The following is a 25,770-nucleotide window of genomic DNA, read 5'->3' on the forward strand; positions in this document are numbered from 1 at the left end:
GATGTCCGGCGATTCCCACAGAGACGATCGCGGCCCACCCCGTCCCGGCGGCGACCAACCATCCGAGGACGAGCTGCTCGACGCGGTGGTCAAGGTCTCGCGAGCACACTGGCTGATCACCGCCACGTTGAGCTGGCTGCCGGAGAAGGTACGCCGGCACGCCGAGGACGCCACCGAGCTCCTCGAGCAGGTGATCAGGGACCTGCGTCGGCAGGCGTTCCGGCGACGACGACCCTGAGCACGCCGGTGTCCGGTGACCTGACGCGTGGCCCCCGGCCGCGTCCCGCCGGTCCCTGACGAGCAGATGGTTGCGCCGGCGCATACATCGGCCGGGGCGCGGGCACGAAGGTCAGGACCCCTGACCGGACGTTGCCCTTGCGCGCGCCTCGACCCGAAGGAGACGACATGACCGACACCCGGAACCCCGACTCCGACCACCTGGTCCGGCCCCGGCGGGTCTGGTCCGGGCTCGGGCTGGCCCTGCTGGGCGCCGCGCTGCTCGGCCTCGGGGTCGCGCTGGAGTCCTGGCCGTGGGCGATCGTGGGGATCGTGGTGCTGCTCGCCGGCGCGGCGCTGGGGGTCCGCGGCGGCGCGATGTACGACGTGCACCGCCAGTCCCCCGGCCGGGAGGTCGAGCAGGTCGTGCACGGTGACGTGCACGAGGGCGTGGCGCCCGGCGAGACCGTTGACGACCCGCGGGTCCGGCGTACCTCCCGCGCGCTCGACGAGCGGCGCGAGGAGCTCATCCGGCGCAGCCACGAGGCGCCGCGGCCGCCGCTCGCCCAGGCCGGCGCGCTCGTCGTACTGCTCGTGGCGGCGTTCCTGCTGGTCGCGCAGTGGGAGGTCTACCCGATCGGGGACACCCCGCAGACCAACGCGCTGTGGTCGCTGGGCTTCGCGATCGTGGCCGGCCTGTCGGGGCTGCGGATCCTGATGGGCCAGCCCGGGCGGCACCTGACCGCCGCGGTGCTCATCGTGCTGAGCGGGGTGGGCCTGTTGCTGCGCGGGCTGCTCGCCGACCACGTCATCGACGCCACCGCCATCGACGAGGTCGTCAGCGGCGCGCTGGTGCTGCTGTCCGGGCTCGCGGCTCTGGTGTCACCGGACCGCGGACGGTCGACTGACTGACGTCAGGCCAGGGCGGCGTCGGAGTCGCGCAGCGCCTCGTCGTCGATGCTGCGCGGGTCCGGGACGTCCGCGTCGAGGAGCGCGGCGCCCTTGGGGAGCTCGCTGCTCTCCGGCAGCTCCGCCATCACGGTGAGGTCGTGGGTGGACTGCGGGTCGATCCACACCCGGGTCGCGCCGACGCGGTGCAGCGCCCCCTCGATGGAGGTGAGCAGCTCGTCGACGACGCTGGGCCCGATCGGGGAGTGCACGGTGAGGATCTTGCGGATGATGGGCACGAAGCTCGCCTTCCGGTTGAGAGCGGCGGGTGACCTACAGACTCATCAACGACGACGAGCCCGCGGGGTCACCCACCAAAAGGGGGAGCCAGTTCCCACGTTCAGAGAACGGCCGCGGCAGGATATCCCGACCTCCGGCGATACCAGATATCGGGGACGGAATCAGCGAGGCTGAGGGATGACGGCGGTCACATCGGACCCTGCCGCCCCGGCGGGCTCGGTCGCCGCGAGCTCCGCCATCACCACCAGGTCGGGCGCGTAGTGGCAGTCGATCCACACCCGCCCGGCGCCGGCGCGACGCAGCGCGCCCTCGACGGCGCTCAGCAGGTGGTCGAGCACCTGCGGCGGGACGGGCGAGTGGACGGTGAGGATCCGGCGGGGGTCCGGCACAGGTGGGGTCCTTCGGGGTAGCGGCGTGGCGCGACGAACTTCCCGAGAGGCCGGGGATCGACCGTCACGGGCGGTCCGTGGTCTCGAACCCGCGCCCTCGATTGCCCCCGAAGCGTGAAGCAGAACCTAGGGCCGATGAACGCCCGGTGAACAGGGGTACGCCGATTTCTTCACCTTGTCGCCGTTTCTTCCATCGCCTGCGCCCGGAACGCGCGACCCACCGCGACCGCCAGCGGCAGGGACAGCAGCCACCAGGCGACGATCGCGAGCACGATCCACACCCAGACCATGTGCCGAGTCTCACCGCTCCAGGGACACGATTCGTGCTCGCGCGGTCCACGCCGGAGTAAAGAATTGGTCACGGCGCCGCCCCGCTCAGCTGCGAGGACCGGCAGATGGTCCCACTTCGTGGGCGGCCGATTGGCACTAGCACACGGTTCTCGTGTAACTAATGGGTGTCGTCGTTGTTGACTCTGTTAACAATCGTCGATCGAGGTCACGGGGGGTGACTTGTGGGACAGGATGGTTTCGCGATGGCCCTCATGCCGCGTATCCCCCACCGTTCACCCACGCCCGCGCGGGCACCACGTCTGGACCAAGGATGACTCTCCTCTCGGCTGACAGGGACCTCCTCAGCACCGTCTCGCCCAGTCGGGCGCTGCGGGCGCTGCCGGTCACCGCGCTGACCGTGGACCTGACGATCATCGTCGGGGTCGGCGCCGTCGCCGCCCTCGGTCGCGAGCGGCTCGGCATCTTCGACAACTCCGCGGAAGTGGTCGACACCCTGGGCCTCGCGGCCCCGTTCATGCTGCTGGGCTGGGTCCTCGCCATCGCCGTCGCCGGCGGCTACCGACGCAACGTCTTCGGCGCCGGCACCGAGGAGTACAAGCGAGTCGCCAACGCCAGCCTCGTGGCCGCCGGCCTCGTGGGCGTCGGCTGCTACCTCGCCCGCTTCTCGCTGTCGCGCGGCTTCTTCCTCCTCGCCTTCGTCGTCGGTGTCCCCGCCCTGCTCCTCGGCCGATTCGTGGTGCGCCGGGCGCTCCACAGCGCCCGCCGGCACGGGGCGCTGCGCCAGCGGGTGCTGATCGCGGGCACGTCGGCGCACGTGGACGAGGTCGCCACCGTGCTCAGGCGCGAGCCCTGGCTCGGTTACCACGTCGTCGGTGCGCTCACCCCCGTGCGCGACCTCAGCGAGGAGACCAGCACCGGGATCCCGGTGCTCGGGAACACCGACGAGGCCACCTCCATCGCCAAGCACGCCGGCGTCGACGTCATCTTCTTCGCCGGCGGCTCCCTCGGCTCCGGCACCCAGATGCGCAGGGCCGTCTGGGACCTCGAGCACCAGGACGTCCAGGTCGTGGTGGCCCCGAGCGTCACCGACGTCTCCGGCGAGCGGATCCGGGTCCGTCCCGTCGGCGGCCTGCCGCTGATGCACATCGACCCGCCGACCTCGACCGACGCCTCCCGCTGGGGCAAGCGCCTCTTCGACGTCGCCGGCTCGCTCTCCCTGCTGCTGCTCTTCGCGCCCCTGCTCCTCGTGATCAGCGTGCTGATCAAGAAGGACGACGGCGGGCCCATCCTCTTCCGGCAGGTCCGGATCGGCCGCGACGGGCGAGAGTTCGACTGCTTCAAGTTCCGGACCATGGTCACCGACGCCGAGGATCTGCTGGCCCGACTCCACGCCGAGCAGGGCTATGAGGCCGGCCTGTTCAAGATGAAGGACGACCCGCGCGTCACCAAGGCCGGCAAGTGGCTACGACGCTTCTCCCTCGACGAGCTCCCGCAGCTGATCAACGTCTTCCTCGGCGACATGAGCCTGGTCGGCCCTCGGCCGCCGCTCCCCCGCGAGGTCGCGACGTACGACCTCGATGCCCACCGTCGCCTCCGGGTCCGCCCCGGCATGACCGGCCTGTGGCAGGTCTCCGGGCGCTCCGACCTGTCCTGGTCGGAGGCGATCCGCCTGGACCTCTACTACGTCGACAACTGGTCGATGCTGCAGGACCTGGCGATCCTCGCCCGGACGTTCAGCGCCGTCTTCGGCTCCCGCGGCGCCTACTGACGCCTCAGGTCAGCCCCGGCTTGGGCGCTCCCCGGTCCTTCAGCAGCCCCAGCAGGTAGTCGCCGTACCCGCTCTTCTCGAGCGCCTCGGCCTGCTCGACGAGCTGGGAGTCGGTGATGAACCCCAGCCGCCAGGCCACCTCCTCGGGCGCGCCGATCTTCATGTCCTGCCGGGTCTCGATGGTGCGCACGAAGTTGCTCGCGTCGTTCATGTCGTCGAAGGTGCCGGTGTCGAGCCAGGCGGCGCCGCGCTGCAGCACCTCGACCTGGAGCCGGCCCTCGACGAGGTAGGTCCGGTTCAGGTCGGTGATCTCGAGCTCGCCGCGGGCCGACGGCTTCAGCTGCTTGGCCCGCTCCACGACGTCGTTGCCGTAGAAGTAGATGCCGGGCACCGCGTAGCTGCTCTTCGGGTGCTCGGGCTTCTCCTCCAGCGAGAGCGCCGTGCCCGACTCGTCGAACTCCACCACGCCGTACGCCGTGGGGTCGGCCACGCGGTAGCCGAAGACCGCGGCGCCCTCCACCTGGGTGAAGCGGCGCAGCGTGATGCCCAGCCCGCCGCCGTAGAAGATGTTGTCGCCGAGGATCAGCCCCACCTTGTCGTCCCCGATGTGCTCCTCGCCGATCAGGAAGGCCTGGGCGAGCCCCTCGGGCTTCGGCTGCGCGGCGTAGGTCAGCGAGATGCCGAACTGCGACCCGTCCCCCAGCAGCCGCACGAACTGCTCCTGCTCGTGCGGGGTGGTGATGACCAGGATGTCCCGGATGCCAGCCAGCATCAGCGTGGACAGCGGGTAGTAGATCATCGGCTTGTCGTAGATCGGCACCAGCTGCTTGCTGATCCCCCGGGTGATCGGATGGAGCCTCGAGCCGGTGCCACCGGCCAGGATGATCCCGCGCATGCCGGTGATCCTGACAGACGGCGGGCCCGGGCGGCAGCACCGCGCCCTCCTACACTGCTGGACGTGGATCGCATTCTCGTCACCGGCGGCGCCGGCTTCATCGGCTCGAACTTCGTGCACCACCTCGTCGTGCGCACCGACGCGCGGGTGACGGTGCTCGACAAGATGACGTACGCCGCCAGCCCGGCGGCGCTGGAGGAGCTCCCCGCCGACCGGGTGCGCCTGGTGGTGGGCGACGTCGCCGACGCCGCCGTGGTCGAGCCGCTGGTGGCCGACCACGACATCGTCGTGCACTTCGCCGCCGAGTCCCACAACGACAACTCGCTCAACGACCCGGCGCCGTTCGTGCAGACCAACCTGGTTGGCACCTTCACGATCCTGGAGGCGGTCCGCAAGGCCGGTGTCCGGCTGCACCACGTCTCGACCGACGAGGTCTACGGCGACCTCGAGCTCGACGACCCGGCGCGCTTCACCGAGGCCACGCCGTACCAGCCCAGCAGCCCCTACTCCGCCTCCAAGGCCGGCTCGGACCACCTGGTGCGCGCCTGGGTGCGCAGCTTCGGGGTGCAGGCGACGATCTCGAACTGTTCGAACAACTACGGGCCCTGGCAGCACGTCGAGAAGTTCATCCCCCGCCAGATCACGAACGTGATCGACGGCGGCCGGCCCAAGCTCTACGGCGCCGGCCTGAACGTGCGGGACTGGATCCACACCGAGGACCACTCCTCGGCGGTGCGCACCGTCCTCGAGCGCGGCCGGATCGGCGAGACCTACCTGATCGGCGCGGACGGCGAGCGGAACAACCTGGACGTGGTGCGGATGATCCTGCGCCACTTCGGGCGCCCGGAGGACGACTTCGACCACGTCACCGACCGCGCCGGCCACGACCTGCGCTACGCGATCGACTCGACCAAGCTCCGCACCGAGCTGGGCTGGCAGCCGATGTACGACGACTTCGAGGCCGGCCTGGCCGCCACGATCGCGTGGTACCAGCAGCACGAGGACTGGTGGCGGCCGGCCAAGGAGCAGACCGAGGCGAAGTACGCCGCGGTCGGGAAGTGAGCTCGGCGCGCTGGTCGCGCTACGGCCGCAGCATCTCGTTGCGGCCGTAGTCGTCGTCGAGGCGGACGATGTCGTCCTCGCCGGTGTAGCTGCCCCGCTGGACCTCGATGATCACGAGCTCCTCGTCGTGGGAGTTGGCGATCCGGTGGGCGGCCCCGACCGCGACCGCCACGAACTCACCCGCGCCGGCCACGATGGTGCGTCCGTCGATCGTGCACGTGGCCGTACCGGAGACGACAACCCAGTGCTCAGCCCGGAACTCGTGGGTCTGGTAGGACAGGCGATGCCCCGGCCGGACCTCGATCCGCTTGACCTTCCAGCCCTCGCCGGAGTCGAGCAGCTGCCAGGTGCCCCAGGGCCGGACCTCGAAGTTCTCTGTCATGACGCCGCCCAAGGTAGCGCGGCGCCTCTCGCGACCGGTGTCTCCGGCATCCGGCTCCCCAATCGGCGGTAGGGGCTTCAGCCGATAGAGTGGCGCGGCACGCGCCGCGCATGGGGGCGGAATCGCGACGAGACGGGACACACGTGGAACTCAAGGACTACTGGCGCACGATTCGGCGACGCTGGAAGGTCATCGTCCTCTGTCTGGCCGCCACGTTGGCCGTAGCCTCGGTACTCACCTGGCAGACGACACCGCTGTACTCCTCCTCGACGCGCATCTTCGTCTCCACGAGTCCGTCCGACTCGGCGCAGGCCTACCAGGGCAACCTGTTCGCCACTCAGCGGATCACCTCCTACGCCTCGCTGGTGAAGGACCGGCCGCTGGCCGAGAAGGTGGCCGACGATCTCGGCGGATCGATCGACCCGGACGACCTACGCGACGAGGTCACAGCAACCGTCGACCCCGACACCGTCATCCTCCAGATCACGGCGACCGACGCCGATCCGATCCTGGCCCGCGACATCGCGCAGGCCTACGCCGAGAAGCTCAAGAACCTCGTCGGCAACCTCGAGACGCCGGCCAACAAGAACCAGCCGCTGGTCAAGGCCTCGATCGTCGACAATGCCCAGGTCCCCGACGTGCCTGTCAGCCCGCAACCGGTGCGCAACCTCGGTCTCGCCCTGGTGCTCGGCCTGTTGCTCGGTGTTGGCATGGCGGTGCTGCGCGAACTCCTCGACACCTCCGTCTCGTCGGCCGAGGACGTCGCGGAGGTGACCCCGACCCCAATCCTGGGCCACATCGGCGCCGACACCTCGGCGGTCAAGCGGTCCCCGGCCGAGGTGCTCAGCGACGTCACGCCGTGGGCCGAGGCGTTCCGCGTGCTACGCACCAACATGCAGTACGTCGAGGTCGACCAGGACCAGCGCGTCTTCGTGGTCTCCAGCTCACTGCCCGGGGAGGGGAAGTCGACCACCGCGGTCAACCTCGCCATCACCCTGGCGCTGGCCAAGCAGCGCGTGGCGCTGGTCGAGTGCGACCTGCGGCGCCCGCTCATCGCCAAGCGCCTCGGGCTGGATGACGGCGTCGGCACCACCAGCGTGCTGATCGGCAAGGTGGCCCTCCGGGACGCGCTGCAGCCTTATGACGAAACCGGTCTCGACGTGCTCGCCTGCGGCCCGATCCCGCCGAACCCGTCCGAGCTGCTCCAGTCCCACGCCATGGAGAAGCTGCTCGGCGAGCTCCGCGAGCAGTACGACATCGTCATCCTCGACGCCCCACCCCTGCTGCCCGTGACCGACGCGGCCCTGCTGGCGGCCCAGGCCGACGGTGCGCTGCTGGTGGTTCGCCACGGCAAGACGACCCGCGACCAGCTGCGGCACGCGGTCGAGCGCATCGAGGCCGTGGACGCCAAGCCCATCGGTGTCGTGGTCAACCTGGCCCCCGCGCGCCGGACCGGCAAGTCCTACGGATACGGGTACGGCTACTCGTACGGCTACAGCTACAAGGGGCAGGACCCGACGGTCAACGACGACGGGTCAGCGAAGCGAGGGCCGGACGCACATCGGCGAGGTAGACAAAAGCGGCGATCGTGAACGCCAGGTTGATCAGGTTGATCGGCGAGGACCCCGCCATCACCACCTGGATCACCAGACCGAGCCCCAGGATGATCCCCCACGCCGGTTTCGTCAGCTTGTTCGCCGCCGAGTAGGCCTCGGCGGTGTACCTCAGGCAGCTGACGAACGCGTAGATCTTCACGCCGAGGAGGATCACCTCCACGACCAGCGAGAAGAGACCCTCGATCTCGAACACGTTCATCACCGCACCAGCCTAAGCGCCAGCCGCAACCCCGCACCAAGGAGTCGAGTCGGCGCAGTTTGCGCGAGGAGCCCCTGGGCGACGAGTCGGGAACTGCGCCGACTCGACGACCCAGTCCACGGCCCGCGAGACGAGAGCCGACCGGTAACCAACGCGGGTCTGTCTGAAACCGCAAGCACAGCAAAGCCCCCGGAGCATCGCTCCGGGGGCCTCGCTGCATTCAGAACAGCGTCAGCTGCTCTTCATCAGGTTCTGCTCTTCAGTCGCCGACCTTCTCGGCAGCCTCGGTGGTGGCCGTGGCGGCGTTCGACGCGGTGGACTTGGCGGCGGTGGCGGTTGCCTTCGCGCTCGGCTTGGCCGGCGACTTCTTGGCAGTGCTGGTCGCCTTCTTCGCCGTGGACTTCGCGCCCGCGGAGGTCGTCTTCGCCGTCGACTTGGTCGTCTTGGCGGCCTGCGTCTTGGTGGTCTTCGCCTTGGTGGCCGCGCCCTTGGCGGCGGTCTTCGTGGCCTGGGTCGACTCCTGGTGGCGGATCCGGCCGACCAGGGTCTCGCCGCGCTTGGCGAGGTCGCCGTAGGCGCTGGTCACGGTGGCGACGTTCTCGTTCACCAGGGCCTGCACCTTGGCGGGGAGTTCCTTGGCCTCGGCCTGGAGCTCGGCCACGCGGGCCTCGATGGCCTCACGACGGGCCTTGGCGTCCTTGGAGAGCGCCTGGACGCGGTCGCTCACGACGGTGACGGCCTGCTCGCGCAGCGCCTGCGGCTGCAGGTCACGCTCGGTGACGTTCTTCTGGACGTCCGCAACGCGGGTCTGGACGCCGGTCACGTAGCCGCGGACGAGCTCCACGGCGAGGTCGGTGACGCCCACGCCGGCGTACAGCGGGCGGGTCGCCTCGGTCTTGATGTCGAACTTGGTCTTCGCCATGTCCTGCTCCTTCGTGGTGGTGGGTCCGGCCGGGCGCCGAACCTGATGGTTCAGCTGTCCGGAGTGCTGTCCGGCGGACTGATGTCGCTCACGGGCCTGGCGGCATTGAGCGCCAGGAACGAGGCGTAGACGTCCAGCAGCGACTGCTTCTGCCGCTCGGTGAGGCCGGTGTCGTTGAGCACCGCCAGCTCGACCGAGCCGCCGACGCCGTCCTCGGGACTGATGATCCCGGCGCGGATGTAGAGCTGCTCCGCGGAGATCCGCAGCGCCTTGGCGATCTGCTGCAGCACGTCGGCCGAGGGCTTGCGCAGACCACGCTCGATCTGACTGAGGTAGGGGTTGGACACGCCGGCCTGCTCGGCGAGCTGCCGGAGGGACAGCCTCGCCGCGAGGCGCTGCTCCCTCAGGTAGTCACCGAGTGACTCGACGGTCTTGCCGACCTTTCCCTTGGCCATGCCTCCAGAGTGCTAGCAAGAGTTAGCAAATGCAAACACCCCAGTGGTGAAGCACCTCACACCGAGGCCGAAAGTCCCGACAAAACAAGGACTTTCGCGACCGAAGCCTGTGCTGGCAGCAGCAAGCAGCCGACTACTCGCCGGGATTCTGCCTCCACAGCACCACTGCCATCACCAGACCCGCCAACCCGGCGAGATCAGCACTGTTCAACCCGTGCGTCGATGAGAACCTGATCAAGGTCACCCCCTCGACCGGCTGGTTGACCAGGAGCCACAGCACGGAGGCCAGCGCGAGTGCCACCACACCGGGACGGCCCACCCAGCCGGCCAATGCGGCAGCAACCACCAGCAGGACGAGCGCCATTCCGGCGAGCATCAGGTCCCGTTCCTCAGGATCCGTGCATCAGAAGCAGGCGCGGATCTCACCCACGGGCGCCCCCCCGCCGAGCAGCTCCACCACCCCGGTGCGCCGCACCGCCTTGGCGTCGACTCCGGGCTCCTCGAGCACCCCGCTGCGCCGCAGTGCCTCGGCCATCAGCACCGGGCGGACCCGCGCGGCGCCGTCGTCGGTCTTCAGCGCGAACGCGCGCCCGTCCGGCAGCGCCACGGCGTAGCAGGACTCCGCACCCGCCTTGCCGATGGCGCCGGGGACCGCGGTCAGCAGCGCCCGCTCGTCGCGCTGGGAGCCGGAGACGAACGCAGGGTGCTGCCGGATCGCGTCTGCGACCCGGCGCTCGGGCCCGGACTCGGCGACGGCGAGGGTCCGGAAGGCCCGCGCCAGGCCGACCAGCGACGTGGACAGCAGCGGCGCGCCGCAGCCGTCGACCGCCACCACCTCGACCGGCTCGCCGGTCAGCTCGGCGAAAGTGTCCGCGATCGCCTTCTGCAGCGGGTGGCCCGGGTCGCGGTAGTCGGCGATGTCCCAGCCGTTGACCACGCAGGTGGCGAGCATCGCGGCGTGCTTGCCGGAGCAGTTCATCAGGATCGGCGACCGCTCGCCCCCGGCCCGGATCAGCTCGTCCCGGGTCGCGTCGTCGAGCGGGTAGTCGGCCGGCGTCTGCAGCGCAGACTCGTCGAGCCCGACCGAGACCAGGATCTGCCGGGCACCGGCGACGTGGAAGTCCTCACCCGAGTGCGACGCGCAGGCCAGGGCAAGCAGCTCGGACGGCAGGTCGAGCCCCAGCCGGACCATCGCCAGCGCCTGGATCGGCTTGTTGCACGAGCGCGGCAGCACCGGCGTCTCGGTCGCACCGACCGCCCACTCGGGGTTGCCGTCCCGGTCGAGGGCGACGACCGAGCCGTAGTGATGGCCCTCCACGAACCCGGAACGCACGATCTCGGCCACGACCACAGGAGAAGACATGGCCCGCAGACTAACCAGCGCCGGGTGAGAGGATGGCGCCCGTGCCGAACCCGCCTGTCCCCCAGCACTGCCCGACCCCCCGCGAGCTGGACGACCTCGAGCTGCTCACCACCGGCGCCCTGGCGCCGATCACGTCGTTCAACCAGCCCGGCAGCCCGATCACGCTCGACCTGCCCGCCTCCCTCGCCGAGCAGGCGGCCGCCGCCGGCGCGGTGGAGCTGGTCGACCCCGAAGGCCTCCCCCTCGCCGTGGTCTCGGTGCCCGGCGGAGAGGTCGAGCCGCTCACCCACGCCCAGTTCGGGCCGTTCCGCAGCCACTACCTGACCCCGGCCCAGTCCCGGGAGACGTACGCCGGTCGCACCTTCGTCCCGGTGACCGACGCCCTGACCCACGCCCAACTGGACGAGCTGCGCGGGGCCGGTCCCTTGGTCCTGCTGGCGCTGGTCGGCCACGGCACCCCCGACCTCTCCCCCGTCGCCCTGCTCCGGGCCACGCTGGCGGCGGCCGGACACCTGCCGGACGCCGCGGTGGTCGCCGTCCCGCTCGCCGCGCACGGCGACGCCGAGACCGACCACGCCCTCGGCCTCCAGGTGGCGGCCAACTACGCCGGCCCCAACCCGGTCCTCGGCCTCCCGGCGGCCGAGGGCGGCGACCACCCCGACGACATCGCCGAGATCGTCGACTTCGACCAGCCGCCGGCCGACCGCCAGGGCCTGGTGCTGTTCTTCACCGGCCTCTCCGGCAGCGGCAAGTCCACGCTGGCCCGCGCGCTGATGGACCGACTGCTCGAGCACGGCGAGCGCACAGTCACCACGCTGGACGGTGACGTCGTACGCCGTCACCTCTCGGCGGGCCTGACCTTCTCCAAGGAGGACCGGGAGACCAACATCCGCCGGATCGGGTGGGTGGCAGCGGAGATCTCCCGGCACGGCGGGGTCGCGGTCTGCAGCCCGATCGCCCCGTTCGACGAGACCCGCCAGCAGGTGCGAGCCATGGTCGATGAGGCCGGCGGCGCGTTCTTCCTGGTCCACGTCGCCACCCCGCTCGAGGAGTGCGAGCGCCGCGACCGCAAGGGGCTCTACGCCAAGGCCCGCCGCGGCGAGATCCCCGAGTTCACCGGCATCTCCTCCCCTTACGAGGAGCCCAAGGACGCCGACGTGCGCGTGGACACCACCGGGCGGAGCATCGAGGACGCCCTCGACGACGTGCTGGTGGCGCTCCGCGACGAGGGCTACCTCGACCTGACCGGCGAGGAGCCCACCACCGCCCCTTTTGACCGTTCGGTGGTCGAGCCTGTCGAGACCACGGGAACCGGATCCCCGGCGGTCGAGCAGCGAGCGCCAGCGAGGGATGAGACCACATCTTCGGTGGTCGGCCCCGTCGAGACCCTCCGCGTCCTCTTCGTCTGCACCGCCAACATCTGCCGCTCGCCGTGGATGGAGCTGGCCTCCCGCCACCTGGTCGGCGACCTGACGAAGATCGAGTTCTCCAGCGCCGGCACCCACGGCTTCCGTGACCGCGCGATGGACCCGACCATGGCGGCGACCCTCGCACCTTTGGGCGTCTCCGCCGACGGGTTCCTCAGCCGCCCGCTCACCGGCGAGATGGTCGAGCAGGCCGACCTGGTCCTCACCGCCGAGGGCGCGCACCGCAGCTTCATCCTCGAGGACCACCCGAGCGCCTTCCGCAAGGTGTTCACGCTCGGCCAGTTCGTCGAGGCCGCCCGGAGCTCCGCGGACGGGCTGACCGGGCGCGCCCTGCTCGCCAAGCTCGGCGAGCGCCGCGGCACCGCCGACCCGGCCCTCGACGCCTCCGACCCCTACGGCCGGGGCTCCGTGGCCGCGGAGGCGAGCGCCCGGCTGCTCCAGGAGCGGCTGCGCGCCGTTTTAACTGCACTACTTGGATAGAGTAAGGTCACCCGCTATGGCTGATCTGATCACGACCACCTTCTTCTCGATCCTGGCGGCGGGTTTCATCGTCGGGATCGTGGTCGGTCTCACCGGGATGGGCGGCGGCGCCCTGATGACCCCGGCCCTGATCTTCCTCGGCGTGGGTGATGCCGCGACCGTGGTGACCGCGGACCTGACGGCCGCGGCGATCTACAAGACCGGCGGCGCCGTCACGCACGCCCGGGAGGGCTCCCCGAACATCTCGCTGGCGAAGTGGCTGATCATCGGGTCGGTGCCGTTGGCGCTGCTGGGCCCGTGGCTGATCCACGCGGCCGCCGGAGGGGAGCCCGACTCGCTGGACACGCTGCTGAAGGAGTGCATCGGCTTCGCGCTGCTGTTCGCGGCCGCGACCTACGCCCTGCGGCTCTACATCAACCTGCGCCGGGTGCGCAGCGGCGTCGGCGAGGCCGACCCGAACCCCCCGATTCGCCCGGTCGCCACGCTGCTGGTCGGCGCATTGGGCGGCCTGCTCGTCGGCGTCACCAGCGTCGGCTCGGGCTCGGTCATCATGATCGCCCTGCTGATGCTCTACCCCGGCCTCTCGGCGGTGAAGCTGGTCGGGACCGACCTGGTCCAGGCGGTGCCGCTGGTGCTGGCCGCGGCGATCTCCAACATCGTGATCAACGGGCTCGACTGGGCGATCCTGATCCCGCTGGTGCTGGGCTCGACCCCGGGGACGATCCTCGGCGCCAAGATCGCGCCGAAGGTCCCGCAGTCGTTCATCCGCCGGGGCATCGTGGTGGTGCTGACCATGTCCGGAGTGGCGCTGCTCGACAAGGCCGGCTGGGCTCCACTGGGCGCCGGCGAGGACGAGACCCACCCGGTCCTGATCGCCGTGATCGGGCTGGCCATGGTCGTCGTCGTGCCCGTGATCTGGGGGTTCCTGCGCAAGGAGCAGGGCCTGCCCTTCATGGGCGCCCCGACCGTGGCCGAGCTGGAGAACCCGGGCTGGAAGCGCCGCGCCGAGTCCCGGGCGCAACCCTCCGGGGAGTGACCCGGGTCATTCGGGGGAAGCATGGGTTTGCTACCGCGCCCACCGCCCCCGATACGATGGCCGCTGCTGTCCCGAGGAGAGGTCCCCTTTCTGTCATGACCCAAACGCATGCCGACTACCAGCTGAGTCAGCTCGACCAGCTGGAGGCGGAGTCGATCCACATCTTCCGTGAGGTCGCCGCCGAGTTCGAGAAGCCTGTCCTGATGTTCTCGGGCGGCAAGGACTCCATCGTGATGCTTCGCCTCGCCGAGAAGGCGTTCTACCCGGCGAAGATCCCCTTCCCCGTCCTGCATGTCGACACCGGCCTGGACTTCCCCGAGGTCCTCGAGACCCGTGACCGCTGGGTCAGCCGCCTGGGCGTGAAGCTGGTGGTCGCCAGCATCGACGACGCGATCGCCAACGGCGTCGTGGTCGACGACGGCAAGACCTCCCGCAACCGGCTGCAGATCGGCACCCTGCTCAACGCGATCGAGGAGAACGGCTTCACCGCCGCCTTCGGTGGTGGCCGCCGCGACGAGGAGAAGGCCCGCGCCAAGGAGCGCGTCTACTCCCACCGCGACGAGTTCGGCCAGTGGGACCCGAAGATGCAGCGCCCCGAGCTGTGGAGCCTCTACAACGGCCGCCTGCACGAGGGCGAGCACATGCGGATCTTCCCGATCTCGAACTGGACCGAGCTGGACGTGTGGTCCTACATCGCCCGCGAGGGCATCGAGATCCCGCCGATCTACTTCTCCCACCAGCGCCGCGTGTTCGAGCGCGGCGGGATGCTGATGACGGAGACCCCGCTGAACCCCTGCCGCGAGGGCGAGGTCGCCGAGGAGCGCACGGTGCGCTTCCGCACCTGCGGTGACATCTCTCTGACCGGGTGCGTGGAGTCCACGGCGAGCACCGTCGAGGAGATCATCGAGGAGATCGCGGTGGCCCGCGTGACCGAGCGCGGCGCGACCCGCGGTGACGACAAGTTCTCCGAGGCCGCCATGGAGGACCGCAAGAAGGAAGGCTACTTCTGATGGCCGAGCAGAATCTCACCGCCGGCGAGCAGGCCGTCGAGAACGTCACCTCCAACATGGACCTGCTGCGCTTCGCGACCGCTGGCTCCGTCGACGACGGCAAGTCCACCCTGATCGGGCGGCTGCTGCTGGACTCCAAATCCATCTTCGAAGACCAGCTCGAGGCCGTCGAGGCCACCAGCCAGTCCAAGGGCTACGAGTACACCGACCTCGCGCTGCTCACCGACGGGCTGCGGTCGGAGCGCGAGCAGGGCATCACCATCGACGTGGCCTACCGCTACTTCGCGACCCCGAACCGCAAGTTCATCATCGCGGACACCCCGGGCCACGTGCAGTACACCCGCAACATGGTCACCGGCGCCTCCACCGCCGACCTCGGCCTGGTGCTCGTCGATGCCCGCCAGGGCCTGACGGAGCAGTCCCGCCGGCACGCGGTGATCCTGTCGCTGCTGCGGGTGCCGCACCTGGTGCTCGCGGTGAACAAGATGGACCTGGTGGACTTCTCCGAGGAGGTCTACAACAAGATCCACGCCGAGTTCACCCAGTTCGCGACCAAGCTGAGCATCCCCGACCTCGAGGTCATCCCGATCTCGGCGCTCCAGGGCGACAACGTCGTGACCCGCTCCGACAACATGAAGTGGTACTCCGGTCCCACCCTCATGCACCACCTCGAGCACATCCACGTTGCCTCCGACCGCGACCTGGTCGACGTGCGGTTCCCGGTGCAGTACGTCGTCCGCCCGAAGTCCGACGAGTTCCACGACTACCGCGGGTACGGCGGCCAGGTCGCCGGCGGCGTGATGAAGCCCGGCGACGAGGTCGTCGTCCTGCCCTCGGGCATGACCAGCAAGATCTCGCGGATCGACCTGTTCGACAAGGAGGTCTCCGAGGCCTTCCCACCCATGTCGGTGACGGTGCACCTCGAGGACGACGTGGACGTCTCGCGCGGCGACATGATCGCCCGCGTCAAGAACGCGCCGAAGCCGAGCCAGGACATCGACGCGATGATCTGCTGGATGACCAACGAGCCGCTGCGCCCGCGCCAGAAGCTCGCCATCAAGCACACCACGCGCACCGCCCGGGCCCTGGTCAAGGACATCCAGTACCGCTTGGACGTCAACACCCTGCACCGCGACCAGGAGACCAAGGAGCTCGGCCTCAACGAGATCGGCCGCGTCCAGCTGCGCACCACGGTGCCGCTGCTGTGCGACCCGTACTCGAAGAACCGGACCACCGGCTCGTTCATTCTGATCGACGAGGCCACCGGCGTCACCGTCGGGGCCGGCATGATCAACAGCGGCAGCTGAGCGGAGCGCTTGCTCTGAGTGTCTACCGCCTCCAGAACCCCACGCGTGCCTACGCGTGGGGTTCTGTGTCTCACATCCCCCGCATGCTCGGCCGACCTCTCACCGGGGAGCCTGTGGCCGAGATGTGGATTGGCGCCCATCCCGCTGCTCCGTCTGTGCTGCCCGACGGCCGCACCCTGGACGAGCACATCCGCAAGGACCCTGTCGCAACGCTGGGCCCTGACGTGGCGCGTCGCTTCGGCGACCGCCTGCCCTTCTTGATGAAGTTGCTGGCCTCCGGCGAGCCGCTGTCCCTCCAGGTCCACCCGACCAGCGAGCGGGCACGGATCCGGTTCGAGGAGCAGGAGGCGGCCGACATTCCGCTGCATGCGCCCGAGCGCAGCTACCAGGACCGCTCGCACAAGCCCGAGTTGATCTACGCCCTCACCCGCTTCGAGGGGCTCGCAGGCTTCCGCGACCCAGCCAGGACCGCCGTGATCCTGCGGGGGCTCGGCCTGCCGTGGCTCGACGCGATTGCCACGCGTCTCGAGAGCGCCGCGTCACCGTTCCAAGAGATGCGCGCGGTGGTCACCGAGCTGCTGGCCACTCCGGAGCCGTTGCTGAGCCACCGGCTCGAGCAGGTGCGCGTGTCCGCGCTCGCCGCCGAGCAGCGCCTGCACGCCACCACCGCCGGACGCCGAGATCGCAGCCGCGACCCCAGCGCGGTGGAACGCGAGTCCATCCGCGTGTACGCCGCCCTTCCGGCGCTGATCGAACGCTACCCGCACGACGCGGGGGTGCTGGTCACCCTGCTGCTCAACCACGTCGTGCTCGCCGCGGGCGAGGCGATGTTCATCGACGCTGGTGTCATCCACGCCTACACCTCGGGGTTCGGGGTGGAGGTGATGGCCTCCTCCGACAACGTGTTGCGCGCCGGGTTGACGCCCAAGCACGTCGACGTCCCCGAGCTGCTCGAGATCACGAACTTCACGCCGATCCCGCCGCCGCTGTGGCTGCCTTCCGCCGGAGGGGAGGGCGCCGCGCGGTTCCGGCCCCCCGTGGCGGAGTTCCAGCTCTTCGTGGGCCGCAGCGAGCTGCTCGAGGCATCGGGGACAGGCCCGCGGGCCGTCCTCGTCCTCGAGGGGACGCTGCGGGCCGTCACCGCCACGGAGACGCTGAGCTTGAAACAGGGCGAAGTGCTGTTCGTGGGCCACCGGCACGGCGAGCTCCGTCTCGAGGGCAATGCGCGAGTGGCCGTGGCGTCGGTCCCGATCTGAGAGCTACCCGGTCTCGCGCAGGCGTCCGACGTGCTCGCGGTACCACGCCACGGTGGACTCGAGACCGTCACGGAGACCGATCTGCGCCTCCCAGCCGATCTCGCGGAGTTTGGAGACATCCAGCAGCTTCTGGGGCGTCCCGTCGGGCTTGCTGGTGTCCCAGAGGGTCTCGCCCTCGTAGCCGACAACCTCGGCGACCAGCTGTGCGATCTCCTTGATCGTGGCGTCGCGACCGGTGCCGACGTTGACCTGCTCCGGGCCGTCGTAGTGCTCGAGCAGGTAGAGGCAAGCAGCCGCCATGTCGTCGACGTGCAGGAACTCGCGACGCGGCGCCCCGCTTCCCCAGTTGGTGACGCTCGGGTCGCCGGCGGCCTTCGCCTCGTCGTACCGCCTGATCAGCGCGGGCAGCACGTGGCTGCCGATGGGCGAAAAGTTGTCACCGGGGCCGTAGAGGTTCGTCGGCATCGCCGAGATCCACGGAAGGCCGTACTGACGGCGGACTGACTGCACGCCCAGAATGCCCGCGATCTTTGCGATCGCGTAGGCGTCGTTGGTCGGCTCGAGGTGCCCGGTGAGCAGCGAGTCCTCGCGGATCGGCTGCGGCGCCAACTTGGGGTAGATGCACGACGAGCCGAGGAAGAGCAGCCTCTCGGTGCCGCACTCCAACGCCGCGTCCATGACGTTGGTCTGGATGCGGAGATTCTCCGACAGGAAGTCGACCGGGTAGGTGTTGTTGGCCAAGATCCCGCCCACCTTGGCGGCTGCGAGGACGACATACTGCGGGCGCGCCTCGCCCATGAAGTCGAAGACGGCGCCGCGGTCGCGAAGGTCGAGCTCGGCGGAGGTGCGCCCGACCAGGCTGGTGTACCCAGAGTCCTCCAGCGCCCGCCAGATGGCGCCGCCGACGAGCCCGCGATGCCCGGCAACGTAGAACTGCGCGTCGCGATCAAGCGGTCGAGCGGTTCCCGCCTCGGTCATCGGAGCTCGTCCAGGGCGGGCCAGCCCGACAGCCGGGGCTGATCGATCCAGTGGCGCCCCTCGTGCTTGAGCGCCTCGATGTCCGCGTCGACCATGATTCGGGCGAGCTCGTCGGTCTGCACCGCTGGCTTCCAGCCGAGGTTGCGCTCAGCCTTGCTCGCGTCCCCGATGAGCGCGTCGACCTCGGTAGGGCGCAGGTAACGCTCGTCGAAGCGGACGTGCTTCTCCCAGTCCAGGCCGGCGTGCTCGAAGGCTGTGACCACGAAGTCGCGGACGGTGAAGTTGCCGCCGGTGGCTAGGACGTAGTCATCGGGCTGGTCGGCCTGCAGCATCCGCCACATGCCCTCGACGTACTCGGGCGCGTAGCCCCAGTCGCGGATGGAGTCGAGGTTGCCCAAGTAGACGTAGTCGTCGAGTCCCGCCTGGATACGGGCCACCGCGCGGGTGATTTTGCGGGTCACGAAGGTCTCGCCTCGACGCGGTGACTCGTGGTTGAAGAGGATGCCGTTGACCGCGAACATGCCGTAGCCCTCGCGGTAGTTCTTGGTCACCCAGTACGCGTAGACCTTTGCGGCGCCGTACGGCGAGCGCGGGTAGAACAGGGTCTCCTCGTTCTGCGGCGGCGGGGTGGCACCGAACATCTCCGAGCTCGAGGCCTGGTAGTACCGGCACTGGATCCCGGCCATGCGCACGGCCTCAAGGAGGCGCATGGCGCCGATGCCCGTGGTGTCACCGGTGTGCTCGGGCTCGTCGAAGCTCACCCGGACGTGCGACTGCGCGGCGAGGTTGTAGACCTCGTCGGGGTTGATCTCGTGCAGCAGCGTGACGAGGCGCGCCCCGTCGGAGAGGTCTCCGTAGTGCAGGAAGAGTTTCGCCTCGGGGTCGTGCGGGTCGACGTAGAGGTGGTCGATCCGCGAGGTGTTGAACGTGGAGGCCCGACGGATCAAACCATGAACTTCGTAGCCCTTGCCGAGCAGCAACTCGGCCAAGTACGACCCGTCCTGGCCGGTGATCCCCGTGATCAGGGCGCGCTTGGTCATGAAGACTCCTCAATAGTGGAGAGCGGAACAGCGATCGTATCTAACGGTTGAACTCACTTCGTTCGGGCTCTCCTTGGCATGATCTGACGCACGCCCCGCAATCCGTAGGTCGTGAGGCCCATGGCGATGACCACCACCAGCGCACAGAGCGCCAGAACGAGCGGTAGCCACCGGTCCAACCGGGGAAACATCAGCAGTGATGTGGTAGCCGCGGCGAACGCGAGGGTCATGGGCAGCGCAATCGTCGCCGGGGGCAGCAGCAGCGCCCAATTCACCCGCAGTTTCGCCAGCCGCACCAAGCAAATGGCGCCGCCTGCCATGACCAGGTACCCCCCCGAGTTACCGAGAGCCACGAGTGGCAGGGAGTCCAAGGAGCCCGCCACCAGGACCGAGACCAAGATCCAGGCTGCTCCGAATACTGAGGCGAAAGAACTCCAACGGAACAGTCCAGCGCTTTGCACCAGATAGTTCATGGGCACGAGGTAGACGCCGTAGAAGACCTGGCCAACGAGTAGCAGTGCAATCAATCGCAGAGCTGGGTAGTACGCCGACCCGACGATAGCCTGGCCGAAGATCGTGACCCCAATCGCAACCATGGTTGGGATCAACAGGGCGGCCATCAGCTGGGTCTGTGCGATCTGGCGGGTTGCTGAAGACGGGGCCGGGAACTGCTCCCTTGAGTACTCCAACAGCACGGACCTGTTCAGTTCAGCAAGCAGCGTCATGCTGACCGCAGCCACGTTCGCGGCAAACGAGAAGAGGCCCACGTCCTTGACTGATGCGACGAGCAAGAGAGCCGGGCGACTCAGTGATGTGAGCCCCCAGAACGCCAGTCTGTGCGGCACCAGTGGAAGGCACATCACCGCGAAGGACCAGGGCGACGCTGGGCTTCCCTCGGGGTCGCTGGTGGCCTTAGATATCGCGGGCGGCTGGACTAGCAACAGCACACTGATCCAGGCGACGGCGCCGCTGAGGAGGTCCGATGTGACCCAGCCTGCAGGACCAGGCAGTAGCCAGCCCAGAAAGAGGAGCTTGCCGGCGACAAGGCTGAACATCCAGGTCAGCGCAAGACCGGCGTACAAACCGAGACGGTCCGTCGCACGAACGACGGGCAGGGCATAAAACGTGAGGCTGGCGGTCAGTCCAGCACTAGCCAATTCGACCGCCCATATCCCGAAACCGTCCGCGCCGCGGAGACACAACAGCCAGAGGACCGTCGCTACACCAATGCATAAACTCGGCAAGAGCCAAAGCAAGTAGAGCCGAGACCAGCGGAAGATTCGTTCCGCCTGTGTCCCCCCGCGCGCCAACGCGCGGAAGAGCGGGACTTCGAGCGAAGCCCCCAAGATCACCCCAACCAGACTCAACGTCGTCACGACGACACTCACCCGGCCATAATCTGAAGGGCTGAGGACCCTGGTAACGAACGGGAGGATCAAGAAGGCGAGCGAGCGCTGCAGGACACCGATGATGACGTAGACCACGGCCGTTTGTCGGACCCGACCCGACGTGCGGACTTGAACTGTCACTTCGAATTTCGCTGTCGGGTCCTCATCCCGCAGCGTTGCGCAGCCACGATCCAGATGAACTTTACGTTTCCTATCAGATATCGCCGCCACAGTCGGCGTGGCTCCGTGGCCAGTCGGAATAGCCACTCGAGCCCATTATCCTGCATCCACTTCGGGGCGATTTTTGTTGTACCGGCAACGAAGTCAAACGCAGCTCCCACGGCAAGGTACAAGCGGTAAGGGTCGGCGTCAGAGAGCAATTCGGCAACAAAGTCTTGCTTCGGAGTTCCCAGTCCCACCCAGACGTGGGTTGCCCCCGACGCGCGGATGTCTTGGAGATGTCCTTGCCAATCCACATCGTGGACAGGACGGAAGGGCGGCGAGGCGGCACCCGCGACGACTGCACCTGGAAAGTTGACGGCGATCGCCTTCTGCAACTGTTCGAGCACATCCTCGGTGCCGCCCAAGAGATAGTGGCTCACACCCCTCAGATCCTGACTTGCAGCTAGCACATGGGGGAAGAGATCGGGGCCGCGAACCCTAGCCGCCTTCGACCAACCAGCATTGGGATCGACTCCCCTGAGAGCCCAAATTAACGGCAAGCCGTCCGGGTAACACGAGCCCCGCTGGAACACCTGCGCGAGCGCCGGGTCATGGCGCGCGCTGATCACTGAGTAAGCATTGGTGAAGTGGAGGTGGCGACTTCCCGCGTGACTACGGTCGCAAAGGCTGGCGACGAGTTTTTCAGGCGACGTTTGCGTGATGGGAACGTCGCCAACCCTGCTCATCGATTCTTGAACGACTCCCTCCGCCTCCATAACTCGAACGACTTGATTCTCAGACCTACCCTTATTAGATCTTTGCGGACTCACGCGCAACAAAGTCATAAGACGACGTGACAGCCAGGTCGCAGCAGTTCTAACCGACTGAGCGGATTGTTCACGCATTTAACTCGGTGGCCAGGTCGACCTTAGGGAAGACGTCGAGTTTGCCTCCAACCGTGGCGTCGACGATGCAGCGATCATCTGCTGCGAACGCCTCGCCGGCAAGTCGGTAAGCAATCTCCGAGGTCTCGAGATCGGGCAACTGCCACTTGAACCCCTTGCCAAAGTAACCGGGGTTGAAATGATTCGCGTCACCACCTTGAGACTCGACCAGTTTGTGCGGCTCTCCCTTGCTCACGAAGTTGTGATCGACGCCGATCAAGACGACCTTCTCGAAACCCATGAAATACGCGAGTTGCATGGCAACGTAGGTAACGGTCGCGCCTTCCCACACGCCCCGGGACACGTCGCCAGAGAAGCGCGGTCCAGTAAGCCTCTCAAGAAAGTACCTTTCACCACCGTCAGCTAGATACTGCCTGTTGGGCGCCGTGGTGAAGAGCGGCGACCTGAGTGCCATGAAATCGTCAGTGCACTGTTCGACCACGTACTTATTGACTACTACGTGATAGGTCGTACTAAAGCCAAGCTCGTCGAACATCATATAAAGGCGGTTCAGCCCGAAGGTGAACTCATTCTTGAGCAGTGCCATCGGCGTTTCGTTGAGGCTGGGCCCATTTCCTATGATGATGCAACGCTCGCCACGGTGCTGATCCCGAAATGCTTCGAGCGCCCGACTCGAGACTCTCCCCTGCCTAGTCAACTTGTTTCGGGCGATGACCTTCAGATCCGAACCGTGGCTTGCCATCTGCCGAGCCCGGCGTTCACCGAGCAAGGAAACCGCAGACCGACGAAGAAGGTCACCCGTTCGCCCCTGCGTCGTGTCATCCTGAGCGTCTTTAATGTCCGCCATATTCATCCCTTGTAGTTGAGAAGTGCGGAGGCGCTGGTAACGAATATCTCGCCGTCCGCTGACTTCGGAGGCACGGACACTTCATTGTGTCCCGCACTAGTCACGAGGAGTAGGTCGCCGTCGCGGCCGCCGAAGGCGATCGACGTGGGATAGTTGGCGGGGATGCTGATATCGGGTAGACGTTCGCCTGAGCGCGCGAACCGAGCCGCCCGTTCGCCTCGCCACAAAGCGACATAAACCTCGCCATTGGGGCCCACCGTCAGGCCGTCCGGTTCGTCGCCCGTGTCGAGACTCGCGAATCCACGTCGCCGAGCAGGCCTTCGCCCTAGGTCGAGGATATCGATGCGCGGATGAAACGAGTCAACATAGTAGGCCGAACCCTGGTCGCGCCAGCCAATACCATTCGAGATTCCGACGCCAGTGAGGATCTCCACAAGTTCGCCCGCCGCTACTTCGTAGAGACTCCCGGCGTAGTCTCGCCCAGCCATTGACATGGTCCCAATGTATGCTCGTCCATCGGGCGCCAAGCCCCCATCGTTAAAGCGCACGTCTTCGTCAAAGTCCGCCCGCGCGATGGGCGTCAATTCTCGTGTTTCCCAGTCGTACACGTGCACGGTGTCCCGAGATGCCACAACCTGGGATCGGGCGTCCAAGGGAAGGGCAACTGTCACGAACTCGAGGCCGAGATCCCGAACTTCCACCCCGGCCCCGCCGTAAGGGCTCCACCGGCACACGAGGCCTCTGAGGATGTCGACCCACTGGAACTGGTCGGTGTCCGGAATCCAGCGGGCTCCCTCAAACAGCTCGCCCGCCTCGATGGGGACCGTCTCCCACACAGGCTGTAACAACTCCACGTGTGAACGCCTACTCGGTCCCGAGTCGCGCGCTCGCGCCCCCGTCGACGACGAGCGTCGAGCCAGTAATGAAGCTCGACTCATCACCGGCCAAGAAAGCGACCGCTGCCGCGATCTCCTCGGGCTGAGCGATCCGGCCAAGAGGGGTCCGAGTTCTCAGGATGCCTAGCCGCTCGTTGGCAACATTCTCACCCCAACGGGCAAAACCTTCGTGGAGCTTGGGCGTATCGACCGCGCCAGGACGCACCGCGTTCACCCGTACGTCGGGAGCCAGATCCAGAGAAGCTGCTCGAACCCACCCTTCGAGGGCTGCCTTTGACGTTGCGTAAGCCGTGATGCCCTGTGTCGTCGCGGTCGAATGGACGCTGCTGACCGCTACCACGGCACCCCTCTCCCGTGCGAGACTCTCCCTCGCTGCGGACACCAGGCAATCGGCCGCCAAGACATTGACCCGCATCGTCTCAATGAAATCTGTCTGCGTCGTCAGGCCGACGCCCGCGAGCGGCTGAACCGCGGCATTGTGGACTACGACCGCGACACGGTGCGACGAAGTCAGCCCGGCTGCGGCTTCGTGAAGCTCCTGAAGGTTGCTTACGTCAATGTCAAGCCACTGGTCGGCGTCTGGACATTCACGTTTATCCACCCCGACGACGATGTAGCCATCCTTCTGGAACCGCTGGCACAGCGCCCGGCCTATACCCCCGGCAGCTCCGGTAATCACGACGCTACGAACCATGACCCAGCCTCTCGAGGAGAAGGTCCACAGCTCGCTGACTTGCCCGTGCAACGCCCTGCCGAGTGTTCGAGCCGTTGTGGGCGCCGAGGATGACCGAATCGAAACCACGCAGGGGACTGTTGTCCGGCAGTGGCTCAACTTCGAACACGTCAAGGCCGGCCCCGGCAATCTGCCCCGCGTCCAACGCCTCGACAAGAGCCAATTCATCCACGACCGGCCCGCGAGCCACATTGATGAGGAAGGAATCTCGACGCATACCCTTCAGCGCATCTGCGTCGATGAGGTGCCGCGTCTCCGGCGTGAGAGGACAGGTCAGGACGACGAAGCGTGAGGACGCTAGGAGGTCATTGATGCTTTCGACCAATCCTACTCCGGGAGCGAGACGCTCTGAAGCGACGTATGGGTCGAAAGCCATCACACTCATGCCGAAGCCGAGGGCGCGTGAAGCAACGGCCGCCCCGATGTCGCCTTGGCCGACGATCCCTACGGTTTCGCCCGAGAGTGAGAGTCCCTCATATTTGGGCCAGGAGCCCGACCGCACCGCTTGGTCGATCATGTGGTGCCGCCGGGCCAACATCAGCATGTAGGTCAATGCACTGTCTGCGACCTCCCCACCGAAGACGGCCGGGGTGTTGCATACGGCCACGCCGTGATCGCGAGCAGCAGCGTGGTCGACCGAATCCATCCCGATGCCCCATCGGATGAGGGCTTGCAGTTTTGGACTGGCCCTGAAGAATGCCCGGTCGAGCTCGTCATCACCGGCAATCATGCCAACCACGTCAGTCATCATCTTGCTGAGCTGGGCTGATGAGAACTGCTGGCCGGGCAGTGGAGGGGCCTCGACCTCAAGCCCAGCAGCTCGGAGCCGCTCGGCATGAACTGGAAGCTCAGCCTGCATCTGGGCGCAGGTCACAAGCACTTTCGGCATCAAGACGCCCCCATAAGGCCGGCAGCCTCGACTGCCTCGGCTAGCTTGAAGTCGGACTCCTCGTCGATATCTATCGATTCCACCGCGTCTATTGCGTGGGGCAGTGGGTGAACGCCCAAGCGGTTGCCCGTGCTTTGAAGTGTCTCTTTCGAGAAGACATACACACAAGAGTTCTCGAAGTACACCGGATCGAGGTCCTGGGTTCGCGCGAGGACCTTCGGGTCGTGGTTGAGGGGGCGAACATCGTGGCTCCAGAGACGACCTTGGATTTGCGTCACGCCGAAGACTGAGTCGCAGTGCTCGGACTCGAAATACATCCTGATGGCAGCCTCAAAGGTCGCGGGACGAACGAACGGGTTCGTCGAGTGAGTCTGGAGAAGCACATCCTCAACTGCATGGTTCATGGTGTTCTCGAGGACGTCGTTCATCGGCGTGTGACCGTCACGGAGGTGCTCAGGTCGCTCGACCAGCTTGACCGACGGGAAGTGCTGAGCGGCGTCGCTCATGATGAGCTGGCTGTCTGTGTCGATGATGACCTCCGCCACGCTCGGCGTCGCGAGCAGGGCCCTGACGACGTGATGGAAAAGGGGCACTCCCCCCAGGTCTCTGTAGTTCTTACCGCGAACACGTTCGCTCGAGTGGCGCATCGGAACCACGGCGCTCACCCTGT

The 25,770-nt window shown here is 67.5% G+C and carries 28 protein-coding genes; 10 read left to right on the forward strand and 18 right to left on the reverse strand.

The window, feature by feature from the left end:
• The first annotated feature begins 1 nt into the window (after position 1).
• Positions 2–238: a hypothetical protein gene (locus ABD268_RS02560; RefSeq protein WP_344147098.1), complete on the forward strand. Its 237-nt coding sequence runs from the start codon at positions 2–4 to the stop codon at positions 236–238.
• 167 nt (positions 239–405) lie between these two features.
• A complete protein-coding gene (locus ABD268_RS02565; RefSeq protein ID WP_344147101.1) occupies positions 406–1,128 on the forward strand; it encodes a hypothetical protein in 723 nt (240 codons plus the stop codon).
• A gap of 2 nt (positions 1,129–1,130) precedes the next feature.
• On the opposite strand, the gene ABD268_RS02570 is transcribed toward ABD268_RS02565, so the two are convergent.
• Both ABD268_RS02570 and ABD268_RS02575 read right to left on the reverse strand, forming a co-directional pair.
• Complete coding sequence (locus ABD268_RS02570; RefSeq protein ID WP_344147104.1) at positions 1,131–1,403, reverse strand: hypothetical protein; 273 nt, start codon at positions 1,401–1,403, stop codon at positions 1,131–1,133.
• Between the two features lie 162 nt (positions 1,404–1,565).
• Positions 1,566–1,793: a hypothetical protein gene (locus tag ABD268_RS02575; RefSeq protein WP_344147107.1), complete on the reverse strand. Its 228-nt coding sequence runs from the start codon at positions 1,791–1,793 to the stop codon at positions 1,566–1,568.
• A 601-nt stretch (positions 1,794–2,394) separates the two neighbouring features.
• Between ABD268_RS02575 and ABD268_RS02580 the strand changes: the two genes are divergently transcribed.
• Positions 2,395–3,852: a sugar transferase gene (locus tag ABD268_RS02580; RefSeq protein WP_344147110.1), complete on the forward strand. Its 1,458-nt coding sequence runs from the start codon at positions 2,395–2,397 to the stop codon at positions 3,850–3,852.
• 4 nt (positions 3,853–3,856) lie between these two features.
• Here the strand turns inward: ABD268_RS02580 and rfbA are convergent, their stop codons facing one another.
• Complete coding sequence (gene rfbA / locus ABD268_RS02585) at positions 3,857–4,747, reverse strand: glucose-1-phosphate thymidylyltransferase RfbA (RefSeq protein WP_344147113.1); 891 nt, start codon at positions 4,745–4,747, stop codon at positions 3,857–3,859.
• A 63-nt stretch (positions 4,748–4,810) separates the two neighbouring features.
• Here rfbA and rfbB point away from each other — a divergent pair, with 63 nt between their 5' ends.
• Entirely contained in the window at positions 4,811–5,809 is a 999-nt protein-coding gene (rfbB, locus tag ABD268_RS02590) for a dTDP-glucose 4,6-dehydratase (RefSeq protein ID WP_344147116.1), read from the forward strand.
• Positions 5,810–5,828: 19 nt separating this feature from the next.
• On the opposite strand, the gene ABD268_RS02595 is transcribed toward rfbB, so the two are convergent.
• Positions 5,829–6,191, reverse strand: a complete 363-nt coding sequence (locus ABD268_RS02595) for a phosphomannose isomerase type II C-terminal cupin domain (protein ID WP_344147119.1) — start codon at positions 6,189–6,191, stop codon at positions 5,829–5,831.
• Between the two features lie 143 nt (positions 6,192–6,334).
• Here ABD268_RS02595 and ABD268_RS02600 point away from each other — a divergent pair, with 143 nt between their 5' ends.
• The gene (locus ABD268_RS02600) at positions 6,335–7,783 is read left to right on the forward strand and encodes a tyrosine-protein kinase domain-containing protein (RefSeq protein WP_344147122.1); all 1,449 of its coding nucleotides are present in this window, start codon (positions 6,335–6,337) and stop codon (positions 7,781–7,783) included.
• Here ABD268_RS02600 and ABD268_RS02605 read toward each other — a convergent pair.
• The 5 genes from ABD268_RS02605 to ABD268_RS02625 form a co-directional block, all read right to left on the reverse strand.
• Positions 7,713–8,006: a DUF2516 family protein gene (locus tag ABD268_RS02605; protein ID WP_344147947.1), complete on the reverse strand. Its 294-nt coding sequence runs from the start codon at positions 8,004–8,006 to the stop codon at positions 7,713–7,715. The genes ABD268_RS02600 and ABD268_RS02605 overlap by 71 nt on opposite strands.
• 259 nt (positions 8,007–8,265) lie before the next feature.
• Positions 8,266–8,928: a hypothetical protein gene (locus tag ABD268_RS02610; RefSeq protein WP_344147125.1), complete on the reverse strand. Its 663-nt coding sequence runs from the start codon at positions 8,926–8,928 to the stop codon at positions 8,266–8,268.
• A 50-nt stretch (positions 8,929–8,978) separates the two neighbouring features.
• Positions 8,979–9,383 carry a helix-turn-helix domain-containing protein gene (locus tag ABD268_RS02615; RefSeq protein WP_344147127.1) on the reverse strand — a complete coding sequence of 135 codons (405 nt, stop codon included), beginning with the start codon at positions 9,381–9,383 and terminating at the stop codon, positions 8,979–8,981.
• A 133-nt stretch (positions 9,384–9,516) separates the two neighbouring features.
• Positions 9,517–9,759 carry a hypothetical protein gene (locus tag ABD268_RS02620; protein WP_344147130.1) on the reverse strand — a complete coding sequence of 81 codons (243 nt, stop codon included), beginning with the start codon at positions 9,757–9,759 and terminating at the stop codon, positions 9,517–9,519.
• 27 nt (positions 9,760–9,786) lie between these two features.
• Positions 9,787–10,746, reverse strand: coding sequence for an asparaginase (locus ABD268_RS02625; protein WP_344147133.1), 960 nt, complete (start codon positions 10,744–10,746; stop codon positions 9,787–9,789).
• 41 nt (positions 10,747–10,787) lie between these two features.
• On the opposite strand from ABD268_RS02625, the gene cysC reads away from it, so the two are divergent.
• From cysC to manA, 5 genes are all read left to right on the forward strand, one after another.
• On the forward strand, positions 10,788–12,653 hold the full coding sequence (cysC, locus tag ABD268_RS02630; RefSeq protein WP_344147136.1) for an adenylyl-sulfate kinase: 1,866 nt from the start codon (positions 10,788–10,790) through the stop codon (positions 12,651–12,653).
• 16 nt (positions 12,654–12,669) lie between these two features.
• A complete protein-coding gene (locus ABD268_RS02635; protein ID WP_344147138.1) occupies positions 12,670–13,689 on the forward strand; it encodes a sulfite exporter TauE/SafE family protein in 1,020 nt (339 codons plus the stop codon).
• Between the two features lie 95 nt (positions 13,690–13,784).
• Entirely contained in the window at positions 13,785–14,699 is a 915-nt protein-coding gene (cysD, locus tag ABD268_RS02640) for a sulfate adenylyltransferase subunit CysD (protein ID WP_344147141.1), read from the forward strand.
• Entirely contained in the window at positions 14,699–16,006 is a 1,308-nt protein-coding gene (cysN, locus tag ABD268_RS02645) for a sulfate adenylyltransferase subunit CysN (protein ID WP_344147144.1), read from the forward strand. Before cysD ends, cysN begins: the two co-directional genes overlap by 1 nt.
• Positions 15,904–17,262: a mannose-6-phosphate isomerase, class I gene (gene manA, locus ABD268_RS02650; RefSeq protein ID WP_344147147.1), complete on the forward strand. Its 1,359-nt coding sequence runs from the start codon at positions 15,904–15,906 to the stop codon at positions 17,260–17,262. Before cysN ends, manA begins: the two co-directional genes overlap by 103 nt.
• A 3-nt stretch (positions 17,263–17,265) precedes the next feature.
• Here manA and ABD268_RS02655 read toward each other — a convergent pair whose 3' ends face one another.
• The 9 genes from ABD268_RS02655 to ABD268_RS02695 are packed head-to-tail and all read right to left on the reverse strand — an operon-like array spanning position 17,266 to position 25,765.
• Positions 17,266–18,240 (reverse strand): GDP-L-fucose synthase family protein, encoded by a 975-nt coding sequence (locus tag ABD268_RS02655; protein ID WP_344147150.1) that lies wholly within the window; start codon positions 18,238–18,240, stop codon positions 17,266–17,268.
• Positions 18,237–19,280, reverse strand: a complete 1,044-nt coding sequence (gene gmd, locus ABD268_RS02660; protein WP_344147153.1) for a GDP-mannose 4,6-dehydratase — start codon at positions 19,278–19,280, stop codon at positions 18,237–18,239. Before gmd ends, ABD268_RS02655 begins: the two co-directional genes overlap by 4 nt.
• A 53-nt stretch (positions 19,281–19,333) precedes the next feature.
• Positions 19,334–20,764, reverse strand: a complete 1,431-nt coding sequence (locus tag ABD268_RS02665; RefSeq protein ID WP_344147156.1) for a lipopolysaccharide biosynthesis protein — start codon at positions 20,762–20,764, stop codon at positions 19,334–19,336.
• A 41-nt stretch (positions 20,765–20,805) separates the two neighbouring features.
• Positions 20,806–21,735 carry a WecB/TagA/CpsF family glycosyltransferase gene (locus tag ABD268_RS02670; RefSeq protein ID WP_344147159.1) on the reverse strand — a complete coding sequence of 310 codons (930 nt, stop codon included), beginning with the start codon at positions 21,733–21,735 and terminating at the stop codon, positions 20,806–20,808.
• On the reverse strand, positions 21,728–22,588 hold the full coding sequence (locus ABD268_RS02675; protein ID WP_344147162.1) for a 6-hydroxymethylpterin diphosphokinase MptE-like protein: 861 nt from the start codon (positions 22,586–22,588) through the stop codon (positions 21,728–21,730). The genes ABD268_RS02670 and ABD268_RS02675 overlap by 8 nt, the downstream gene beginning before the upstream one ends.
• Entirely contained in the window at positions 22,585–23,436 is an 852-nt protein-coding gene (locus tag ABD268_RS02680; RefSeq protein WP_344147165.1) for an SMP-30/gluconolactonase/LRE family protein, read from the reverse strand. Before ABD268_RS02680 ends, ABD268_RS02675 begins: the two co-directional genes overlap by 4 nt.
• 10 nt (positions 23,437–23,446) lie before the next feature.
• The gene (locus tag ABD268_RS02685; protein WP_344147168.1) at positions 23,447–24,172 is read right to left on the reverse strand and encodes an SDR family NAD(P)-dependent oxidoreductase; all 726 of its coding nucleotides are present in this window, start codon (positions 24,170–24,172) and stop codon (positions 23,447–23,449) included.
• Positions 24,162–25,100: a phosphoglycerate dehydrogenase gene (locus ABD268_RS02690; protein WP_344147170.1), complete on the reverse strand. Its 939-nt coding sequence runs from the start codon at positions 25,098–25,100 to the stop codon at positions 24,162–24,164. The genes ABD268_RS02685 and ABD268_RS02690 overlap by 11 nt, the downstream gene beginning before the upstream one ends.
• Positions 25,100–25,765: an acylneuraminate cytidylyltransferase family protein gene (locus ABD268_RS02695; protein WP_344147172.1), complete on the reverse strand. Its 666-nt coding sequence runs from the start codon at positions 25,763–25,765 to the stop codon at positions 25,100–25,102. Before ABD268_RS02695 ends, ABD268_RS02690 begins: the two co-directional genes overlap by 1 nt.
• Positions 25,766–25,770: the final 5 nt, after the last annotated feature.

The sequence above is a fragment of the Nocardioides koreensis genome, from assembly GCF_039531775.1.
Lineage (GTDB): Bacteria > Actinomycetota > Actinomycetes > Propionibacteriales > Nocardioidaceae > Nocardioides > Nocardioides koreensis.

Excerpts from the sequence above, each read along its gene's own strand:
- ABD268_RS02685 (WP_344147168.1), bottom strand. The coding sequence starts at position 24,172 with ATGGTTCGTAGCGTCGTGATTACCGGAGCTGCCGGGGGTATAGGCCGG.
- cysN (WP_344147144.1), top strand. The coding sequence starts at position 14,699 with ATGGCCGAGCAGAATCTCACCGCCGGCGAGCAGGCCGTCGAGAACGTC.
- ABD268_RS02610 (WP_344147125.1), bottom strand. The coding sequence starts at position 8,928 with ATGGCGAAGACCAAGTTCGACATCAAGACCGAGGCGACCCGCCCGCTG.
- ABD268_RS02580 (WP_344147110.1), top strand. The coding sequence starts at position 2,395 with ATGACTCTCCTCTCGGCTGACAGGGACCTCCTCAGCACCGTCTCGCCC.
- gmd (WP_344147153.1), bottom strand. The coding sequence starts at position 19,280 with ATGACCAAGCGCGCCCTGATCACGGGGATCACCGGCCAGGACGGGTCG.
- rfbA (WP_344147113.1), bottom strand. The coding sequence starts at position 4,747 with ATGCGCGGGATCATCCTGGCCGGTGGCACCGGCTCGAGGCTCCATCCG.
- ABD268_RS02655 (WP_344147150.1), bottom strand. The coding sequence starts at position 18,240 with ATGACCGAGGCGGGAACCGCTCGACCGCTTGATCGCGACGCGCAGTTC.
- cysD (WP_344147141.1), top strand. The coding sequence starts at position 13,785 with ATGACCCAAACGCATGCCGACTACCAGCTGAGTCAGCTCGACCAGCTG.
- ABD268_RS02635 (WP_344147138.1), top strand. The coding sequence starts at position 12,670 with ATGGCTGATCTGATCACGACCACCTTCTTCTCGATCCTGGCGGCGGGT.
- ABD268_RS02675 (WP_344147162.1), bottom strand. The coding sequence starts at position 22,588 with ATGAATATGGCGGACATTAAAGACGCTCAGGATGACACGACGCAGGGG.
- ABD268_RS02605 (WP_344147947.1), bottom strand. The coding sequence starts at position 8,006 with ATGAACGTGTTCGAGATCGAGGGTCTCTTCTCGCTGGTCGTGGAGGTG.
- ABD268_RS02560 (WP_344147098.1), top strand. The coding sequence starts at position 2 with ATGTCCGGCGATTCCCACAGAGACGATCGCGGCCCACCCCGTCCCGGC.
- ABD268_RS02595 (WP_344147119.1), bottom strand. The coding sequence starts at position 6,191 with ATGACAGAGAACTTCGAGGTCCGGCCCTGGGGCACCTGGCAGCTGCTC.
- ABD268_RS02690 (WP_344147170.1), bottom strand. The coding sequence starts at position 25,100 with ATGCCGAAAGTGCTTGTGACCTGCGCCCAGATGCAGGCTGAGCTTCCA.
- ABD268_RS02670 (WP_344147159.1), bottom strand. The coding sequence starts at position 21,735 with ATGCGTGAACAATCCGCTCAGTCGGTTAGAACTGCTGCGACCTGGCTG.
- ABD268_RS02625 (WP_344147133.1), bottom strand. The coding sequence starts at position 10,746 with ATGTCTTCTCCTGTGGTCGTGGCCGAGATCGTGCGTTCCGGGTTCGTG.
- ABD268_RS02565 (WP_344147101.1), top strand. The coding sequence starts at position 406 with ATGACCGACACCCGGAACCCCGACTCCGACCACCTGGTCCGGCCCCGG.
- ABD268_RS02615 (WP_344147127.1), bottom strand. The coding sequence starts at position 9,383 with ATGGCCAAGGGAAAGGTCGGCAAGACCGTCGAGTCACTCGGTGACTAC.
- ABD268_RS02620 (WP_344147130.1), bottom strand. The coding sequence starts at position 9,759 with ATGCTCGCCGGAATGGCGCTCGTCCTGCTGGTGGTTGCTGCCGCATTG.